General features: G+C 45.1%; 18 protein-coding genes. 14 read left to right on the top strand and 4 right to left on the bottom strand.

All coding sequences use genetic code 11. The annotated features are described in order from the left end of the window. From ACQSGY_RS06660 to ACQSGY_RS06700, 9 genes are all read left to right on the top strand, one after another. Positions 1-342: SufD family Fe-S cluster assembly protein (locus tag ACQSGY_RS06660; RefSeq protein WP_427051206.1), on the top strand; the 342-nt coding region annotated here is incomplete at its 5' end. 545 nt (positions 343-887) lie between these two features. Beyond that, positions 888-1,889 carry a glycoside hydrolase family 43 protein gene (locus ACQSGY_RS06665; protein WP_427051207.1) on the top strand — a complete coding sequence of 334 codons (1,002 nt, stop codon included), beginning with the start codon at positions 888-890 and terminating at the stop codon, positions 1,887-1,889. 332 nt (positions 1,890-2,221) lie between these two features. Further along, on the top strand, positions 2,222-2,569 hold the full coding sequence (locus tag ACQSGY_RS06670) for a winged helix-turn-helix transcriptional regulator (protein ID WP_145402105.1): 348 nt from the start codon (positions 2,222-2,224) through the stop codon (positions 2,567-2,569). A gap of 141 nt (positions 2,570-2,710) precedes the next feature. Next, positions 2,711-3,049 (top strand): putative quinol monooxygenase, encoded by a 339-nt coding sequence (locus ACQSGY_RS06675; RefSeq protein ID WP_427051208.1) that lies wholly within the window; start codon positions 2,711-2,713, stop codon positions 3,047-3,049. A gap of 447 nt (positions 3,050-3,496) precedes the next feature. Further along, the gene (locus ACQSGY_RS06680; protein ID WP_427051209.1) at positions 3,497-4,009 is read left to right on the top strand and encodes an RNA polymerase sigma factor; all 513 of its coding nucleotides are present in this window, start codon (positions 3,497-3,499) and stop codon (positions 4,007-4,009) included. After that, positions 4,009-4,893: a DUF3298 domain-containing protein gene (locus tag ACQSGY_RS06685; protein WP_427051211.1), complete on the top strand. Its 885-nt coding sequence runs from the start codon at positions 4,009-4,011 to the stop codon at positions 4,891-4,893. Before ACQSGY_RS06680 ends, ACQSGY_RS06685 begins: the two co-directional genes overlap by 1 nt. Before the next feature lie 109 nt (positions 4,894-5,002). Beyond that, entirely contained in the window at positions 5,003-6,121 is a 1,119-nt protein-coding gene (locus ACQSGY_RS06690) for a stalk domain-containing protein (RefSeq protein WP_427051213.1), read from the top strand. Between the two features lie 381 nt (positions 6,122-6,502). Next, entirely contained in the window at positions 6,503-7,396 is an 894-nt protein-coding gene (locus tag ACQSGY_RS06695) for a polysaccharide deacetylase family protein (RefSeq protein ID WP_427051214.1), read from the top strand. A gap of 109 nt (positions 7,397-7,505) precedes the next feature. Further along, positions 7,506-7,880 carry a YkyA family protein gene (locus ACQSGY_RS06700; RefSeq protein ID WP_427051215.1) on the top strand — a complete coding sequence of 125 codons (375 nt, stop codon included), beginning with the start codon at positions 7,506-7,508 and terminating at the stop codon, positions 7,878-7,880. Between the two features lie 424 nt (positions 7,881-8,304). On the opposite strand, the gene ACQSGY_RS06705 is transcribed toward ACQSGY_RS06700, so the two are convergent. From ACQSGY_RS06705 to ACQSGY_RS06715, 3 genes are all read right to left on the bottom strand, one after another. After that, on the bottom strand, positions 8,305-9,021 hold the full coding sequence (locus ACQSGY_RS06705) for a collagen-like protein (RefSeq protein ID WP_427051216.1): 717 nt from the start codon (positions 9,019-9,021) through the stop codon (positions 8,305-8,307). A gap of 347 nt (positions 9,022-9,368) precedes the next feature. Then, positions 9,369-9,548, bottom strand: coding sequence for a hypothetical protein (locus tag ACQSGY_RS06710; RefSeq protein ID WP_427051217.1), 180 nt, complete (start codon positions 9,546-9,548; stop codon positions 9,369-9,371). Then, entirely contained in the window at positions 9,545-9,793 is a 249-nt protein-coding gene (locus ACQSGY_RS06715) for a hypothetical protein (protein WP_427051218.1), read from the bottom strand. Before ACQSGY_RS06715 ends, ACQSGY_RS06710 begins: the two co-directional genes overlap by 4 nt. Before the next feature lie 772 nt (positions 9,794-10,565). On the opposite strand from ACQSGY_RS06715, the gene ACQSGY_RS06720 reads away from it, so the two are divergent. Next, positions 10,566-11,135, top strand: coding sequence for a dihydrofolate reductase family protein (locus ACQSGY_RS06720; protein ID WP_427051219.1), 570 nt, complete (start codon positions 10,566-10,568; stop codon positions 11,133-11,135). Continuing rightward, complete coding sequence (locus tag ACQSGY_RS06725; RefSeq protein ID WP_427051221.1) at positions 11,122-13,398, top strand: ATP-binding cassette domain-containing protein; 2,277 nt, start codon at positions 11,122-11,124, stop codon at positions 13,396-13,398. The genes ACQSGY_RS06720 and ACQSGY_RS06725 overlap by 14 nt, the downstream gene beginning before the upstream one ends. Positions 13,399-13,742: 344 nt before the next feature. Here the strand turns inward: ACQSGY_RS06725 and ACQSGY_RS06730 are convergent, their stop codons facing one another. Then, positions 13,743-14,912, bottom strand: a complete 1,170-nt coding sequence (locus tag ACQSGY_RS06730; protein ID WP_427051222.1) for an epoxide hydrolase family protein — start codon at positions 14,910-14,912, stop codon at positions 13,743-13,745. Between the two features lie 118 nt (positions 14,913-15,030). Here ACQSGY_RS06730 and ACQSGY_RS06735 point away from each other — a divergent pair, with 118 nt between their 5' ends. From ACQSGY_RS06735 to ACQSGY_RS06745, 3 genes are all read left to right on the top strand, one after another. Beyond that, the gene (locus tag ACQSGY_RS06735) at positions 15,031-15,882 is read left to right on the top strand and encodes a helix-turn-helix domain-containing protein (RefSeq protein WP_427051223.1); all 852 of its coding nucleotides are present in this window, start codon (positions 15,031-15,033) and stop codon (positions 15,880-15,882) included. Positions 15,883-16,788: 906 nt separating this feature from the next. Further along, positions 16,789-17,709: a DUF4180 domain-containing protein gene (locus tag ACQSGY_RS06740; protein WP_427051224.1), complete on the top strand. Its 921-nt coding sequence runs from the start codon at positions 16,789-16,791 to the stop codon at positions 17,707-17,709. 13 nt (positions 17,710-17,722) lie between these two features. Beyond that, positions 17,723-18,580: an alpha/beta fold hydrolase gene (locus ACQSGY_RS06745; RefSeq protein WP_427051225.1), complete on the top strand. Its 858-nt coding sequence runs from the start codon at positions 17,723-17,725 to the stop codon at positions 18,578-18,580. Positions 18,581-19,080 lie beyond the last annotated feature (500 nt).

Below are 19,080 nucleotides of genomic sequence, written 5' to 3' on the forward strand. Positions count from 1 at the left end.
AAAGTAACGTACCGTGGTTTGGCTTCCTTCGGACGCCAGGCAGAGGGCGCGAAATCCAACATCAAATGTGACACACTAATTCTCGACAATGAGTCCACCTCCGATACGATTCCATATAACGAAATCATGAACGATAACATTGTACTAGAGCACGAAGCAACGGTTTCTAAAGTATCCGAGGATCAACTCTTTTACTTGATGAGCCGCGGATTGACCGAAGCCGAAGCAACTCAAATGATTATCATGGGCTTCATTGAGCCGTTCACAAAAGAATTACCGATGGAATATGCGGTAGAGATGAACAGATTGATCAAATTCGAGATGGAAGGCAGCATCGGTTAAATAAGCCATCACAAACGAATAAAGTTAAAATCAAAAGGCATGAGCCCTGTATAATACCGAGCTTACGCCCAACAAGTTGCACTGTCGAGGGACAAGAACATGTTCCCATTAAAGCCGCTATTTTAGCGGCTTTTTTATTTTTTCGGTACAAGCTCTTTTTCCGATTGCTGTAATTTATAGCTACTAGTCCTGCTTGTAGTATTGTTGTTAGACCGATCCAGATTGTCTGGGGGAAAGGTCTGCTAAAAAGTTTGCAGCCTGTAATAGTACTCACAAAAATATCTATTGGATAAGCCAAATGCGAGCAATCAGTGTATATTTCCAGTAATCGGATAGGTGAAAATTGTACATTTTTTCGGGGAAGACCTTTAGTATGTGTATTGGAAAAAACTAGCGGGGGGTGTAGAATTACAACAGATATTGTAAGCGCTTGCTTTGATTGCAGAGGAAGGGTACGATGCATTCAATGATTATACTGTAATTGCCGGATATTTGAGCGCTATTCATGAAGGATTTTATTATTCCAATACCAAAGGAGATGCCTTATGAATCAACAACAACAACAACTACCTAAGCCCCACCAGCCGCTCGTAACCCACATCTTCACCGCGGACCCGTCCGTCCATGTCTACGAGGGCAAAATCTACATCTATCCTTCCCATGACCTCGATCATGACGAGCCGAGCAACGATAACGGCGACCAGTATAAAATGGAAGACTATCATGTCCTCTCGATGGACAACTTCGATTCCCCGGTGGTCGATCACGGCGAAGCGCTGCATCTGAGAGATATTCCATGGGCCTCCAAGCAGCTCTGGGCACCGGATGCCGCTTATAAGAACAATACCTATTACCTCTTCTTCCCGGCACGGGACCATGACGATATCTTCCGTTTGGGAGTGGCGACATCAGAGTCTCCGGCAGGCCCGTTCACGCCGCAGCCGAATTATATGGAAGGCAGCTTCAGTATCGATCCGGCCGTACTGGTGGATGACGACAATCAGACATACATCTATTTCGGCGGACTCTGGGGCGGCCAGCTGGAGAAATGGCAGACCGGCAGCTTTGTGCCAGATGCAGAAGGACCGGCTCCTGACCAGCCGGCGCTTGGACCGCAAGTTGCGCTGCTTAGCGACGACATGCTGTCCTTCCAAGGTAAGCCTGTAGAGATATCAATTGTCGATGAAGACGGGAATCCGATTCTGGCCGGCGATGAAGACCGGAGATATTTTGAAGGCCCATGGATGCATAAATATAACGGCTATTACTACCTGTCCTACTCTACAGGAACCACGCATAAGCTCGTATATGCGATCGGCAAGAGCCCGATGGGACCATTCACGTTCAAGGGAGAGATTCTCTCTCCGGTTATCGGCTGGACAACCCACCACTCCATTGTACAAGTTGAAGACAAGTGGTATCTGTTCTATCACGACAGCTCCCTGTCTGAAGGTGTCAACCACAAGCGCTGCGTTAAATATTCCGAGCTGAAATACAACGAAGACGGAACAATCCAGAAAATCAATCCTTATCCGGATGCCGAGTAGGCTGTCGGATTAGCGGAACAGATAAAGATTACAAGATAAGGCATAACATGAGGCAGCTCCTGACGGGGCTGCTTTTTTGATAGGAGAATCAGATACGCCACTCAAACATAAATCAGATCAACATAACGAATACTGTCTTACAAATTAAGGATTCGAATTCATTCGATGTTATTGGAGGGTTTATTCATTATCGATAAATGCAATATATGTAGTTAAAACTTCATTACGCAGCATCCTTTATAAGGAATTTCTTGCAAAACGAGAATAACCATGCTTGTCCACCAGAAGTGTACTATAATAATGGAAATTAAATGAGAGATGGTGTTTCTCAATTGAAAACGGTTTATTGTGATCTGGAAATTACGTTAGATGTCATTGGCGGAAAGTGGAGACCTCTTATTCTGTATTACTTAATAAAAGGACCTAAACGGACCGGTGAATTGAAAAGGCTCATACCATCAATTTCACAGAAAATGTTAGTACAGTCGTTGAGGGAGTTGGAGAGTAATAATTTGATTAAAAGAAAAATGTATAATCAGGTACCACCAAAAGTGGAATATGCAATAACAGAAATAGGTTTGTCACTTGAACCCACTTTGCGAGCTCTTTGCGATTGGGGTCAGGATTATGCAGAGAAGACATTAAACAAGGATAAATATCGGAGATTAAATATAGAATAAAATTATTTTATTCTATATTTAATCACAATTATTACTTTTTAGTTACTATATAACTTAAAAGTACGTACTAGTTCAATATTAATACATAGTACATAATAAACTTGTGACTAGGAAGAAAATTAATAAAAGGAGTGTTTAGTGATGTCAACAAACAACAATCAAATAATTCTTAATATTCGTTTTAAAATAAAGCCTGGTAAGAAAGAATCATTCCGCGAAAGCCTATTTTCAATGATTAGCAACTTCAAAAGTGAACCTTCCTTTGTCAGTGCTATTGTCTCCGATGATCTTGATCATCCGGATGATCTTGTCATCTATGAGATCTGGCGGGGTACAAAAGAAAGCTGGATTCAACACGAACTAAACAAACCTTATCGTGCTGAGTATGAAGGTTCACTTACCAAACTTATTGATGATCGAATCGTAAGCTGGCTTGAACCAGTCGGTGAATGGGGTAGTAGACTGACATTACTAACTTAACTAACGATAGCGCAATAATACACAAAGGCGGCTGATTAATATGATCAGCTGCTTTTTATTATTTTTCAGTAAAGTTCTTGTCCCAAGCTAAGACAAGAACTTGTTCCCATTACTGATTAGATGGATTTCTTATTGGTACTTAGGTGATTTAGTCCCAACGGGTTAATGTTTTTTGACTACAAAAGTTCGTTTGACTTTGGCGAGCATAATTCCGCTTTACATATCCGAAAATATGACAGTAAATAGAAAGATCCGCTTAGGACCCCGGTGAAGCTGGGGTCTTTTATTTCCTGCGTGGCTTGATTGAACCGCCAAATCGCAGCTAGATCACAACGGCTGAATTTTTTTATCGTAAATCAAACTTTTTGAACAACTCGCCCGTCTTGCTTCCGTAAGGCAATTGCAATTGATGGTTACCCGCGCGGGCCCAAAGGAGTGTCTCATTAAATGAAAGTCGGCCGGAAGCTGGAAAAGCTTCTCATCCAATGCATCACCGAAAACCAGGAAAGGGCGTATCGACTAGCTTACAGCTATGTCCGCAACAAAGAGGATGCTCTCGACATCGTACAGGATGCCATCCACAAAGCGTTCATGTCCATCGAAAACCTGAAGAATACGGGTTCATTAAAAAGCTGGTTTTTTCGCATCATCGTGACAACGTCACTGGATTTCATACGAAAACAGAAAAAAGTCCAGCTCATGGACGAAGAAAAACTGGAGGTTGTGCTTCCAAACAGCCAAGACCATTATACTGATCTGGATCTGGCAAGATCACTGAATGAGCTGCCGGACAAATACCGGATCTTGATAATCCTCCGCTTTTTTGAAGATATGAAGTTTGAAGAAATTGCCGAGGTGCTTAACGAGAATCTGAATACCGTGAAAACAAGGCTATATCAAGGACTGCAGAAGCTTCGGGTGTACATGAGCGAGGAAGATCAAGAGGAGGAGAAACGATAATGAATGACAAGCTGAAAAGGATGAGGCGGGAGTATGAGTCCATTCCTATTCCCGATGAATTAAATGAGATGGTGAACAGAACGATCGCCTCCCGGCGAACAAAAATAAAGGCCATGCCCTGGCTCGTAAGCGCTGCGGCTGCTTGTATCCTACTGTCTGTCGGCGTAAATACCAGCCCTGCCTTCGCCAAGGCGCTGTCTGAAGTGCCGGTGCTCGGGCAGATTGTCAAGGTAATCACCCTCCGGGAATATACCGAACAGAACGAAAACACCGATGTGCATCTTAAAACGCCAGGCATTGCCGACACCGGCGATCCTGAACTGGAACAGTCCCTAAACACCAAATATTTGGAGGAAAACAAGAAACTGTACGAGGGCTTCAAGGATGAAATGAACCAGCTGGAAAAAAGCGGGGGAGGGCATCTCGGGCTGGAAAGCGGCTATGAAATCGTCACCGATACGGATCGGCTGCTGACCCTCTCTCGTTATGTCGTCGAATCAGCCGGATCCTCCGCCGAGTCCCGCAAATACGATACGCTCGATAAAGTCAACCATATCGTCATCACGCTGCCGAGCCTCTTCAGCGATGACCGCTATATTCAAGGGATCAGCGACAATATTAAAGAGCAAATGCGTCAGCAGATGAAGGACGACCCGAGCAAGGTTTACTGGGTTCAGCAGCCGGGGATCGAGCCGGATATACCGAAGGAGGACCTGTTCCGCAGCATCGCGAAGGACCAGAATTTCTACATTAATCAGGACGGCAAGCTGGTCATCAGCTTCAATGAATATGACGTAGCGCCTGGCTACATGGGCGTTGTCCAGTTTACAATTCCGACGGAGGCGATCCAGGACTTGCTCGTCAGCAACGAGTATGTCCAATAAGAGCCATTTTGCACCGCGCAATTCGCTCCTCCGCGCACTATGCGGGGAAGCATTTCGGAAATCAACCACATACGACTAAATCTTATTTAATCACTAGGAGGTAATTACAATGAAAACGATGCAATATACAACAAAATGGACCAAAACCTTGGCCGTCGCGGGCATGGCAGGCATTCTGATGGTGTCCGCTTCAGGGCTTTCTTCCGCACATGTCCATGCACAGGTCCAGGCCGCTTCCGGCAGCGGACAGATTATGGCTCCCGCTCTTGCCGCGAAGTTAGTGACAACCAAGAAACTCCAATCTTCTGAGAAATGGCTGAAGACGGATATCACCATTCCCGTATTCCAAGGACTCGCCGACACCAAATATCAGGATCAGCTGAACGATATCATTGAATCCCATGCCTCCAAGGATCTCGCAAAATGGGAAAAGGAGGCAGCTAAAGCAGCCAACTTGGCCAAAAAGAATGGCTACACCATGCATCCCTACCAGCTGTCGATCCAATATGAGCTGACATCGGACGGCTGGGACAACGGCCTGGTCTCCCTTAAAATCACCACGGAGGGGGCCGGATTGAACAATCCGGAGACACTTGTCGACACGTACAACTTTACGAATGAAGCCGAGGCGAAGCGCGTAACGCTTGAAGACCTGTTCGGTAGTAAGTACACATCTATTCTGGATGCGCATATTAAATCCGCGATCGCTGCAGACCAAGAGCTTTATTTTAAAGGGGAGAACGGGTTTAAGGGCGTACATCCTGAGCAGAGCTTTTACGTGAAGGACGGGCATGCATACATCGTGTTCCAAGAATACAGCATCGCTCCGGGATCGACTGGCACGCCGGAATTTGCCGTGAAGCTCCCGGACCAGAAAGACGTACACGGAGCAGTCCAATCGATCATTCCTTCCAGTCAGCATTACATCGGCAAAGACGGCAAGCTAATGGTGCCTTTAGCCAGCGTGCTGCGCCAGCTGAATTTTGACGTTACCTGGAATGGTAAACGGAAAACCGCCGACATTTCCAAAGGCGCCCTCTGGAGCTCCATCATCTTGAACAAGGACAGCTATTTTCTTGGAAAAAATGCTCCCCGCAAGCTCGGGGCGGCACCGGAAATGAAAAATGGATACGTGTACGTGCCGCTTGAGTTTCTGTCCGATATTCTGAATTTGAAGGTCATCCAAGACAAGCGCGGTCAGATCACGATCTCCCACACAGGAAATTAAAAAAACGCTCTTTCCTCCTTTTCTGCACGCCCTCATATTCGATTACAGCAAAAGACCGCCGGCTAGCATTTGCGCCAGCGGTCTTTTTTTCTTGTTGCGCGGCTTGATTGACCCGCCAAATCACAGATATGATCACAGTGGCTGGAATTTCCTACTGCAAAATCAAACTTTTCGAACAACTCCCGCGTCTTGCTTCCGTAAGCCTGTTGGAATTGGGGTTACCCGCGCGGGCTCAAAGGATTGTCTGATTTCCGATGAATTAAATGGGATGGTGAACAGAACGATCGCCTCCCGGCGAACTTTTCTATTAATCCTATGTAAGAACAAGTTCAGAGATTACTAGTTAGCATAAATAACGAGATGATAGGACGTGGACAGGTCTTGAAATCACATCATGAATCAACAAAAGTGTACGGAAATGTATTTCGCGGTGAAAGTCGCAAACGAAGAAGAAAAATTCTTTATGGAAAGTTAAGTTTGGTACTTATGGGTTTGATTCTCCTTGTCATGGGGATTACGTATACATTCAGCGGTATAACACATTGGATAAAGATGATGGTTGCACCTCCGCCCATTGCCATCATTAAACAGCCTGTTCAATTAGGGCTCATTCAGAGTTCGCCGGACTCAAAAGAACAACCGACGAGATTTTTGGGCCAAGTTAGCAAAGTAGCTTATATTACCTTTGATGATGGCCCTAGCAAATATACGGGGCAGTTGCTGGACATTATGAACCAGTATGAAGCTAGAGCTACTTTTTTTATGGTTGGAGAGAATCTGGATCACTATCCGGAAGCGGTGAAGCGTTTGGTGAAAGAAGGCAGTTATCCCGGGCTGCATAGCATGACACATAGTTATAAAAAGTTATATAAGAGCGGAAGCCCAGACAACTTTTTGAATGAGTTTAAAGAAGTGCAAAATAAGGTAGAGGCATTGATTGGATATAAGCCATATCTGATACGTGCGCCTTATGGAAGCAGCCCGCAAATTGGTGAGGCTTTTAGAGGGGATATCGCGGCAGCAGAGTTTAAAATGTGGGACTGGACAACGGACTCACTTGACTGGAACCTTCCCGGCCAGCCCAATAAAATTATATCCCGGATACAAAGAGGCGTACACCGAGATATAGAAGTTATTCTGATGCATGAACGGAAACAAACTGTAGAAGTTCTGCCACAGATTCTAAAGCTGCTGAAAGCAAAAGGCTATGAGTTTGAGGTTTACAATCCGAATGAGCATGTGGTCGTTAATTTCAGCCACGATCCTCGCTTGTAATTCAACTTAGATAAACTAACAGTAAAAGAGGGAAGACCCGTGAACATTATAGGTAAAAAACTGACACTTGCTGTTCTCATTGCTGTATTGCTCCTCCTACTTAACGGATGTGGGACAGATAGAAAAAGCTGGGCAGAAGGCTGATGAACAAACGAAATCACTTCAACAATCACTGCTAAAACATTCGTTCGAAAAAGAAGAAACACTTTCTCTCGCTGGAAAAGCTCTCGAACAATTTGAAGCAAGAAGCCAGATACTTCAGATGTTTATTGAAGCTTATGAACTGGGTTTGGATGCCGAAGAGCAAGTGTACGGTTCCATGAGAGGACGTAGTAAAACGGATCTTAAAGAAATCAAACTTGCTATTCAGAAAAGGAATATTTTATATGCCAAATTGGCTGAATACCAAAAGAGATTCAACTTATTGACTCAGGACTTTAACAGTTCTAAAGAGCAACTTATTAAGCTGGGCCAAGAAAGATAAACGAAATTAAGATCGACAGCCTCCCATGCTAGATAATGAAGCGATGATCAGAAGGGTTTGAGTTCCTGGAGTGTTCGAAATCCCATATATACCGTAACATTCCAAACTCTGCACCATATACTATGTTATCTTACAACAAGATTTGTTCGAGCCTAATCACTGTTATCCGAAGGCTGACCAATGGATGTCTTTTGTATCAGCTGCTCTAACCCATTAAGCTTGTCTCTCATACACCAATTACAGGATCTGAGGTTTATTTTACGAAAAGGAAAAGAGCAGCGGTCATGTCTATTTAACAACAGCATCCCGCCGCTCCTGAATCCCTAGCCATCCATACTATCTTTTCAATAAATAGACTTATGGACTGGACAAAAAGCATATACTTTAATTTTTATACTGACATAGACTATATCGTGGATCGACATTAAGGAGTCAGTTTCAGAATAGTCACCGTGGTATTCAGATTGTTATGCAACTGTGCAGGAGTTGCATTCGCATTGACCAGTTGAATCGTTGTCGGAACTGTTGTGACCGTAATAATAACTTCAGCAGATATGGGGCCTCCGCCATTACCTGTGAAAGGCACAGGTGTGATGGGCGTCCCATTCACTGTAAGGTTGAAATCGGCATTGCCCTGATTATGAATGGAGAAAGAGATAAAGTAACTTCCTGTTTCATTGATGGTTATCGTTGAAGATGGCGGCACGAAGGTAAAGGCACCACCCACGTTAGCCAAAACACCAGTCAACGTAATTGGCGAGTTTCCTGGAACGGTGTCCGTACCTGTGCCGGGATCAGCTCGGAAAACACTCAGGAAATCGGAGATTCCAGCCCCCGTTGGCCCGGCAGGCCCGGTTGCTCCAGTTGCACCTGCTGGCCCAACCGGGCCTGCTGGACCTGTTCCTCCAGTTGCACCCGCTAGCCCAACCGGGCCTGCTGGGCCTACTGCTCCGACCGCACCAGCTGGACCCACGGGTCCTTGTATACCAGGAATTCCTTGCAATCCGACTGGCCCCGGTATCCCTTGAGCACCAGTGGCCCCTTTGGGACCTATCGGTCCTATCGGACCAGGAATCCCTGGTACGCCTTGGGGTGCATTAACTATAACCTTAGGTTTAACCTTTACTACCTTAACCTTCACACCGCAATGTACATGTTTTTTGAACTTACGTCTACAAATCCGTTTCCCATGATGATTGATCAATGAACTCACCTCCGTGATATTTCTCCACATACTATGTGCAGTAATCACTGGGGGCGTAGACAACTAACTATAATTCAGAAAATTACAGGGCCCATTATGAGGAAAGTTGTCTATCTCATGGAGCAATATTTAGACGTTAAGCTTCTTTTACATATTGAAAAGCCTCTTACCAAACAGCCAAGAATACAACGCAAAGCATATTAAATTTCTATACGTTACACATGTTTGGTATGTGATGCTCTACCCGCAAGCCAGTATGTGAGTGCACCTGACACGGCGAAGGCTTAGAGTAGACCAATGCAGGTATGCAGTAAGTTCAGCGTGCCATCTTCCATGAATGACGGGATTTCCAGCAGGATTGCTGATTCACTTAAAGCAAAGGATTTTACGGACACGATGCCGAAATAGAGTCCGCCTATAGCTCCACCAATTAGTGCTGCACCAAAAGAAGCCATTCTTCTCATGTTGACGGCATAGATCGCAGGCTCCGGAGCGGCCAATAAAGCCGTTCCTGTCGCCAGAATGCGAGCTTTCTGAGCACGGGCTGTCTGCTGCGCAGACCTGCAGCCAGTGCAGCCCCCGACCGAGCAGTAAATGCAACAAACATTGCAGGAATGATCACGGAGAATCTGTTGGTCATCAGTTCATTAAGCATTAGGGGAACGAGCCAATAATGCAATCCGGCAAAATCCGGAGATTTTTTAGTCATTAATCATTCTAAACTTATTTGCTAACTACGCTTTAGTTTTAAAAGATGACGAGGTTAAACTTAAGAGTAGCCAAGTAAACATTGTGTACAAGTTAACGGATAACGACAGTCTTGTGAAAAATGATGCTGTGATCGCCAACATTATTGCTGAATTAAAGGATGGAGATCGAGTGATAGCTGCATGGGGAGGATACCCCAGTTTAAAAGGATTCCAAGGTACATATCGAGAACGAGTAACCAATAAAATTATCGTCATTTACGACAAATCTTGTCATAAATGATGTCTATACTTAGATTATCAATCAACGAAAGGAGAATCCATACATGTAGCTTTCTAATAAAAAAGCAGGTTAGATAACAAGCGGTACACGTGGAACAGGAACAGGCAAAGTAAAAGAAGTCGAATTAGATTAGATTCACAATTTAAAAGGAGACATTAAAACCTATGGATACAAACATTGCAAGTCCTTCTACGAATCTATACAGAAAGCAGGCGAGGATACAACCAATTAGTTTATGAATGGTTAACCGCTCGCGTGGCGATTATTCATCTGAAGAGATGCAATCGAGCGAAATGGCCCTGAATTATATGAAAGCGATCTTTTAACTTTTGGGGAATCCATGATCCTCAGGTTGTCGTCATCGAAGGTCACGCGCAATATTTTGACCGTGCAGAAGAGATTATTGATAACGGTTTGAAGGAAACAGCCAGGACTGCAGCATCATTCTAGATGGACAAAAGATATTAGATCAACGAGAGGAGCAATAAATCATGAGCCGAAAAATCATTTTAGATTTGGCAGTTACGTTGGATGGTTTCATTGAAGGAAAAAATGGTGAAGTCGATTGGTGCATTATGGATCCTGAACTGGAGTTTAATCAATTTTTAAATCAAGTGGATACCATTATGTATGGAAGAAAAAGCTATGATCAATGGGGGCTATACACTCCGAATGATGAAGATTCGGATGTTGACAAAGAATTTTGGGCATTGATTCATAGTAAAGAGAAATATGTGTTTTCCAGGTCGCAGCAGGGAACGGATCATAAAGCAGTATTTATAAACAATCATATCCTTGAAGAAGTAAACAAAATAAAGCAGAGACCTGGCAAAGACATCTGGCTATATGGTGGAGCAAGCCTGATTACAACGTTCATTCAATTAGGACTTGTGGATGAATTTAGATTATCCGTTCACCCTATAGTTCTCGGAGAAGGAAAACCACTGTTTACCGATATCAAACAACGGTTGAACTTACAGTTGGCTCATACAAGAGCGTTCTCCTCTGGCCTTGTACAGCTCATTTATCGTTGGGACGGTGGGGCCAATGGACGCCAATAATATCATCATTAAAGGTGCACGCGAGAATAACCTGAAAAATGTGAATGTCCGCATCCCGAAGCGGAAGATCACGATCTTCACTGGCGTCTCGGGTTCAGGCAAATCTTCCCTGGTCTTCGACACCATCAGTGTCGAAGCTCAGCGGCAGCTAAACGAGACGTTCTCCGCATTCATCCGCAATCGGCTGCCCCGGTTTAGTCAGCCAGACGCCGAACTCATTGAGAACTTGTCTACGGCAGTTGTCATCGATCAGAAAAGGTTCGGCGGCAACTCTCGTTCGACGGTGGGCACGATCACGGATATCTATGCAATGCTCCGGCTGCTTTTCTCCCGAATCGGTAAACCGTTCGCCGGTAATTCGAATGTCTTCTCCTTTAACGACCCGGCAGGTATGTGCCCGAATTGCTCCGGAGTTGGCCAGGTGGTGCAGTTCGATGTGGAGAAGCTGCTTGACAGGTCCAAGTCACTAAATGAAGGAGCGATTCTGTTCCCTGCCTTTAAAGTGGGAGGGTGGTTATGGAATACATATGCCCTTTCCGGACTGTTCGACAACGACAAGCGGCTCGCTGACTACACAGAGGAAGAGTGGGATACCCTCTTGCACGGCAAAGAAAGCAAGATCGTATACAATACGAAAGGCGGCGCCATTGAATCGGATTACGAAGGTCTGCTGTCCAAATTCACACGTCTGTATCTGAAGCGGGACAGCAGCAAGATGTCCGAAGCTAAACGCGAATCGATTGACCAGTTCTTGTCCTACAGCGAATGCAGCCTGTGTAATGGAAGCCGGCTTAATCAAAAGGCCTTATGCTGCCGGATTAACGGATACAATATCGCGCAATGTGCGGCAATGGAAATTGGCGAGCTTATTCGTATAATCGAAGTCATTCAGGATCCCGTCGCGGGACCTGTGATCGACGGGATTCTAATCCGGTTGAGCCATCTGGTCTCGATTGGACTAGAGTATCTGAGTCTGGATCGACAGACTTCAACTTTGTCGGGCGGGGAATCGCAGCGCATCAAGATGGTTCGTCATCTGAGCAGCAGTCTTACCGATATGATCTACATTTTCGACGAGCCGAGCGTCGGGCTGCATCCGCGGGATGTCCATCGTCTGAACGGCATGCTTCGCCAGCTCCGGGATAAAGGGAATACCGTACTTGTCGTCGAACATGACCGCGCAGTGATGGAGATCGCCGATTACATCATTGATGTAGGACCTCATGCAGGTACATGCGGCGGTGAAATCGTCTACGAAGGCGACTTTGCGGGCTTGCTCCGCGCGGATACCTTAACAGGGCGTTACTTGAAGCAAAGTCTGCCTTTGAAAACTTCATCGCGAGTGCCCAAGGGTCGGATGACTGTGGCCGGGACCAGTCTGCACAATCTGAAGAATGTAACCGTCGATATCCCCGTCGGTGTACTGACTGTAGTAACAGGAGTTGCCGGTTCAGGCAAAAGCACCTTGATTAACGGAGCCTTCCTGCCCTTACACCCGGAAGCGATTGTCATTGATCAATCGGCTGTAGGCACATCCGTCCGCTCCACTCCGGCTACCTACACGGGGATGATGGACGAGATTCGCCGGCTGTTCGCAGCCGCCAACAAGGTGAGTGCCTCTCTGTTCAGCTTTAACTCCAAGGGGGCCTGTGCCAACTGTCAGGGTCTCGGCATGATCTATACAGATTTGGCGTTCCTCGAACCGATCAGAACGACTTGTGAAGTATGCGCGGGCAGACGATTCAGCGATGAAGTGTTAACGTACAAGCTGAACGGAAAATCCATCAGCGACGTCCTCGACATGACGGTACGGGAGGCTTCGGATTTCTTCAGCAAGAAGGAGCTGCTTAATCAATTGCGAACGCTGGAGGATGTGGGACTTGGGTACGTAACATTGGGCCAGCCTCTAAGCACTTTATCGGGCGGGGAATGCCAACGCATCAAACTGGCTGAGGAACTACATAAGGAGGGCAGTCTCTATGTCATGGACGAGCCGACAACCGGGCTACATATGTCCGATATCTCTCGTCTGATGGACATCATGAACCGCTTGGTTGATGGAGGCAACACGGTTGTAGTCATCGAACACAATTTGGATGTGATCAAGCGCGCTGACTGGATCATTGACATGGGTCCAGAGGGCGGGCACCATGGTGGACAAATTGTATTCGAAGGTACGCCAGCCCAACTTGCAACTTCAAAGCATTCGATTACGGGGATGTTTCTGCGAGAGGCAGAAGGCAACCATGAAGGATTTTCCTGAGGTTTCAGCGAATTGTCTCATTATTCAGCGTAAATGACCGGAGGAGGGCCGGTCATTTTTGTGTTCATTTTGGATAGTTAGAGTTCGTTGTTAATGGGTTCCACTTTCTGCGGAGGATACTATCCAGTTATTAAATGGCGGCAATGGTAAACAATGAACTGGTTTGTGAAACTGAATTAATGTTTGCATTTAGTTCGATTACGTTTTAAGCTCACGGGCACGATGAATAATAAATCAAGTTAAAAAAGGGCCATCCGCGAAGGATGGCCCTAAACTTGCCGTTACAGACGGCGGGGAGACGCGTACCATTACCGTTCTTCGATATCTAACAATGATACATGTTGTTACGGACGAATCTTCTTGTTCCTTAGCGGCCGGAAAAAGGCGCGGATATCCTCTGCCAACGCCTCGGGTTCTTCCAAGGCGGTAAAATGGCCTCCGCGGGGCATCGGAGTCCAGCGAGTAATATTCAGGCTGCGGGAAGCCCAAGCCTTGGGAGGCAGCAGAATATCTGCCGGGAACAAGGCCAGACCCGTCGGGACTTCTATACTGGCCAGCGGCGGCAATGTATTTGCATTTTCATAATACATCCGGGCTGATGAACCTGCCGTGTTGGTAACCCAATAAATCATAATATGGGTAATGAGTTCATCCGAACTATACGTGCTCAGGAGGTCGCCCCCGCAATCGCTCCAGGCCCGGAATTTCTCCATTAGCCAAGCAGCTAAGCCTGCCGGAGAATCGGAAAGGCCGTAAGCGAGCGTCTGCGAACGTGTCGTCTGCAGCGACATATAACCGCCTTCTTTGGCTATCCATTCTGCGGCGTTTTTCCTGTATTGGCGTTCTTCTTCGGAAAGTTTGTCCGGCTCCGGCGCAGCCATAAGATCCCGGATGATGCCGATATCCGTCAGGTGTATGCCAACTAACTGTCCGGGGTGGCTGGAAGCCAGGTAGCGGGTTACGCCGGAGCCGATATCGCCGCCGGCGGCACCAAACTGGCCATAACCTAATTCCTCCGTCATGAGTTTAGCCCACATTTCGGCGACGCGAAAATTGTTTACGCCGGCATGCCGGGGACGGCCGGAGAAACCGAAGCCGGGTAACGAAGGGACGATGACATCAAAAGCATCCGCCGGGTCTCCTCCATAGCTGGCCGGATCGGTCAGCAGTGGGATGATTTTTTGATAACGCAGATAGCTGTCCGGCCACCCGTGGGTGAGAATTAAAGGTAAAGGTGCGAAACCTTTCCCGCGTTCATGAACGAAATGTACATCGATTCCGTCGATTTGACAGCGGTACTGGGACAACTGGTTCAGGACCGATTCCTGGGCGCGCCAGTCATAATGGTCTTTCCAATACGAGATGAGCGATTTTAAAGCCTGCAGATTCGTCCCCCGTTCCCAATTGGAATTGGCGTTCTCCAGCTGATCGGGATAGCGGACACGGTGCAGCCTGTCTTGCAGGTCATCAAGGACTTGATCAGAGACATGAATGTGAAATCGTTCAACAGCCATAGCGCTGCTCCTCCTTTTATTCAGTGGATCCACAACGCTATTATATCCTTCGGGCTAGCGTGCTACACTGTTATAAATGAAGCATTTAACTATACGATTTGATAGGTGGATGACGAAGATGCCTCAAATAGACCGATACAAAAACCGGACCGTAAACATAGAATTTGCTCCGGTGGAGAATTTTACGGAACTGCCTTATCCTGAGCGGCTTACGCTTATTTTTATTACGTCTGGAAGCCTTAAAGGTACTCTCAACGAGAGACCTTTATCGATAAGCGCCCCCGGCATTCTTTGTCTAGCAGACGGGGACCAGGTGGAGGTAACGGGAAAATGCAGCATTGCTGCCCAATCTTTCAGCTTTCATCTGGAGTTTTTGAACTCGACTGTTCTTTCTGAAACAAAGGCGTTTCCGGCAGTGCCAAGGATTCATACAGGCCTTTCCCTATTTCAACGAGAGAAGGGATGTTATGGTGTACCCCGTATAACCGAAACGGCTTATCCGCTGCTATTTGAATGGTTTTTTGTGCTGGGCATGGAGGTTCAAGCTCAAAGCGACTCCCTTTGGGTGTGCAGGATCAAAAGATACCTGATCCAGATTTTAGGTCTGCTCGAGGAATTGAATCAGCAGAGGGAGCACTCGCCTGTCGATGCCGTGCTGGATTACATCCATACGCATTACTCGCGGAAGATTGCCTTGCAGGAACTAACGGATTGCGCCCATCTGAACCGTGTATCGCTGAATAAACGGTTTCAGGAAAGGTGCGGAAATACAGCGATGGGTTACCTGATTGCCTATCGGTTAAAGGTTTCGCGTGACCTTCTGACCCATACCGATATGAGCCTGATAGAAATTGCGCGTGCCACGGGGTTTGAGTATGATACTTATTTCATCAAACAGTTTACGGCCAAGCTGGGGATGTCTCCGACCACCTATCGGCTGACCTCCCGCAAGCTGGCAGGGGCTTTATAGACGAATGCCCTTAGGATTCCCGGTGCCCAGACATAGCTCTATTTTTTTCGACCGTGTCTGCTGCTGTTCGATTCTAGGGTTACTCTACCCACCTAAAGTAGAATCTACGCTTTGAGGTGCGCTGAAATCAGTAAGCCATGGAAAAGCGTTAAGGAGCAGCCTTTATCGAATCATAGAAGTATTGAGGTTGTATTTCTCGAATTAGTTGTGGCAGAGCCAAATTGTGTCAGTAGGAGCTCCAGAAACTAATGTATAGAAAAGATGGCTGAGATGAACCGTCTGTTGTTATTCGGGTTGATTGGCAATGGTTAATGTTCGATTTGCGTTATGTGGGTATGTGTTGGATGCGTTGGAGTGGAAGTTCGCGGAAAAGACGGAGTGCTATTCGATTTCGTTCTATAGATGATACGCTGAACCGTACCACAAATAGCGGCAAGTTATTATCGAGGATAGTAGAGACGGATATGGACACGGCAAACTGTTGTATATTAGTTACTTCAAATTTTTTTTCAGGTTGAGTCCAAAACACTGACCGTAACTGTCAGTGTTTTTTTGTATGATTTGTCGTGTGTAAGCCCATAATGGACTGGAGGAACAAGAAATGTTTACAAAAATTGAAGACTTTGCTGCGGAATGGATTAGCGAGGCTGAATTAACCGCTACCGTACTGTCGGAGGACAAGGACATAGTCCCATTGTAGTCGCTATTATAGCGGCTTTTTATTTTTATTTTATCAGTCAAGTTCTTGTCTTGTCCCCAGCAACTTCTCACAAAGGCAATGGAGGTACTTCGAAACTTTACTTCCCATGTTTACTTCTATAATTACATATGCTATTATTAACTTATGTTACTGTTAACCTATGTTATCATTAACTTATGTCATTGATATCCAATCGAGGTGTTGTTATGTCTATCCAATATGCACTACTTGGGCTTCTCAGCTGGAGATCCGCCACAGGATATGAATTAAAAAAGATTATTGAAGAATCTTCAACCATGTACTGGTCCGGCAACAACAATCAAATATACAAATCTCTTGTGCAACTGTTGGACGAAGGTTTGGTAACCAACGAAATTCAACATCAAGAGAGCACCCCATCAAAGAAAATATACAGTATTACGGAAAAAGGGCTTGCCAGTTTGAGAGAATGGGTTCTTTCAGAACCGGAAACTCCTGAGTTCAAGAACACATTCCTCGTTCAATTGGCGTGGGCGGATCAACTCAGCAATGAGGAACTAAATGAACTTTTCATACAATATGAAAGCAGGATTAACATGCAGCTTGCATTCCAGCAAGAAAAAGTCAGACGTGGCATTCCTTCCCCTCATAGAAATGAGCGTGAAACGTTTTTGTGGGATAAGATTTCCGAAAACCTGCTGTCCTTCTACCAAAACGAACTCAAATGGGTGCAAAAAATTAGGAAGGACCTCAGTGAAAGAAAACAAATCGAGGAGAGAACGATGATGAACTTTAAAATCAATGAGAACGGAACTAAAAAATATATCGAAGTTATATTTGCCGAGTCCCCTTTTAGCACCGAAGAGGACGCTGTGGACCTCGTTGCTTTGTGCAAAGAAAATGAGTCGAATCTTCTTTTGTTGCATAGCCAAGTTATTTCAGAAGACTTTTTCAAGCTGAGAACCGGCGTAGCAGGACAAATGATTCAAAAATGGATTAACTACCATGTAAAAACTGCGGCTGTCATTCCAAAAGAGATGATTAATCAAGGAAGATTTAAAGAAATGGCACTTGAATCTAAGAAAAGCAACCATTTTAGAATGTTTGAAACCAGGGATGATGCAGAGAACTGGCTTTTGCGTGAATAAGGAGAAAGTAGTGATGTACATCATGAATCATAAATCATTGTTCAAATCACAAATAGGAAAAGATGCTATTATGGATAACTATAATCAGTTGCTTGCGAAATGCTCTGTTCCTTATGAAGAATTGTTTTTGGATACGCATTATGGTAAAACTTATGTAATCACAAGTGGAGAACCATCATCGCCGCCGCTCATTCTATTGCATGGCTCCGGTTCTAATTCGTCAATGTGGATTAGAGACATAGAGCGATACTCCAAACATTACAGGGTATTTGCCGTAGATATACCCGGTGATCCTGGTAAGAGTGAAGAGAAACAATATTCTCTAAGTGGCCAAGCCTATTCTGAATGGATGGACGATGTTCTTCATGCGCTACAACTTGACAAGGTATCTTTTATAGGCATCTCTCTCGGTGCTTGGATGGCTATCAATTTTGCAGTAAAACACCCTAAGAAGGTTGAGAAAATCGTTCTAATCTCCGCCTCTGGCATTGGTCCTCAGAAGATTTCATTCCTGTTTAAGGCAATGCCGTTCTTGCTTTTAGGTGAGAAAGGAAGAGATAAGGTTTCTCGTATCGTATATAGCAATCAGACAATTCCGAAAGAGGCAGCTGATAATGTCAAGATTATTGCGCGCCACTTTCACTTTCGCACTGAGTCTGTACCCATCTTTACGGATAGCGAACTTAGTAGTTTGACGATGCCTATTTTGTTAATTGCTGGCGAAAAAGATGTGATGCTTGATTCCAGAAAAACAATAGATAGACTTTCCAGGTTACTGCCTGATGCAAATGTCAAACTTCTTCCTGATCATGGTCATGTTATTATAAATCAAACTAAACATATATTGCCGTTTCTGTTTAATGGATATTGATCGATTAGGTCTTTATCATTGGACTTTAATTGGGTGAATACAGCTTCGATCAGAACAGTGGATGTAGCAGTGGTCAGTGCGGTTAGTACCGCTGATTCAAATGTTGAAAATATCCAATCTTTTTTGTTTGAAGCTTCAAACAGTATAATAAGCCTGAATTTAAAATTGTACTTTATGAGGACGAAAATGCTTGACTTGAGCAATACCCTGATTTTTACGCCTATGCGATGAACGACCCAGAAACCTTGTATCGACAGTTTGATATTCAATATCAAGGTGTACATTTAGGGGACAAATCGTTGTTCTTGATAGTGGTCGATACCCAACGGTTATTCCTGAAAAGAGAAGGGCTCAGTTTTTAGAGGATTATGACTTTGGATATTTCATTGAAGGTAGTACGACTCATAGACTGAGCGATTTTTTTACATTGAGAATAAGGATAAAGAAGGGATTTCTCACGTAAAAGTTTTTTTAAAAGTCATACTTTTATTCAAAAATGA

The organism is Paenibacillus sp. TC-CSREp1 (genome assembly GCF_050171015.1).
Classification (GTDB): Bacteria; Bacillota; Bacilli; order Paenibacillales; family Paenibacillaceae; genus Paenibacillus; species Paenibacillus silvae.

Bases quoted from the DNA above. Each gene is read 5' to 3' on its own strand.
- ACQSGY_RS06665 (WP_427051207.1), top strand. From the start codon at position 888: ATGAATCAACAACAACAACAACTACCTAAGCCCCACCAGCCGCTCGTA.
- ACQSGY_RS06675 (WP_427051208.1), top strand. From the start codon at position 2,711: ATGTCAACAAACAACAATCAAATAATTCTTAATATTCGTTTTAAAATA.
- ACQSGY_RS06710 (WP_427051217.1), bottom strand. From the start codon at position 9,548: ATGAGAAGAATGGCTTCTTTTGGTGCAGCACTAATTGGTGGAGCTATA.
- ACQSGY_RS06685 (WP_427051211.1), top strand. From the start codon at position 4,009: ATGAATGACAAGCTGAAAAGGATGAGGCGGGAGTATGAGTCCATTCCT.
- ACQSGY_RS06745 (WP_427051225.1), top strand. From the start codon at position 17,723: ATGTACATCATGAATCATAAATCATTGTTCAAATCACAAATAGGAAAA.
- ACQSGY_RS06715 (WP_427051218.1), bottom strand. From the start codon at position 9,793: ATGACTAAAAAATCTCCGGATTTTGCCGGATTGCATTATTGGCTCGTT.
- ACQSGY_RS06730 (WP_427051222.1), bottom strand. From the start codon at position 14,912: ATGGCTGTTGAACGATTTCACATTCATGTCTCTGATCAAGTCCTTGAT.
- ACQSGY_RS06720 (WP_427051219.1), top strand. From the start codon at position 10,566: ATGAGCCGAAAAATCATTTTAGATTTGGCAGTTACGTTGGATGGTTTC.
- ACQSGY_RS06740 (WP_427051224.1), top strand. From the start codon at position 16,789: ATGTCTATCCAATATGCACTACTTGGGCTTCTCAGCTGGAGATCCGCC.
- ACQSGY_RS06680 (WP_427051209.1), top strand. From the start codon at position 3,497: ATGAAAGTCGGCCGGAAGCTGGAAAAGCTTCTCATCCAATGCATCACC.
- ACQSGY_RS06690 (WP_427051213.1), top strand. From the start codon at position 5,003: ATGAAAACGATGCAATATACAACAAAATGGACCAAAACCTTGGCCGTC.
- ACQSGY_RS06725 (WP_427051221.1), top strand. From the start codon at position 11,122: ATGGACGCCAATAATATCATCATTAAAGGTGCACGCGAGAATAACCTG.
- ACQSGY_RS06735 (WP_427051223.1), top strand. From the start codon at position 15,031: ATGCCTCAAATAGACCGATACAAAAACCGGACCGTAAACATAGAATTT.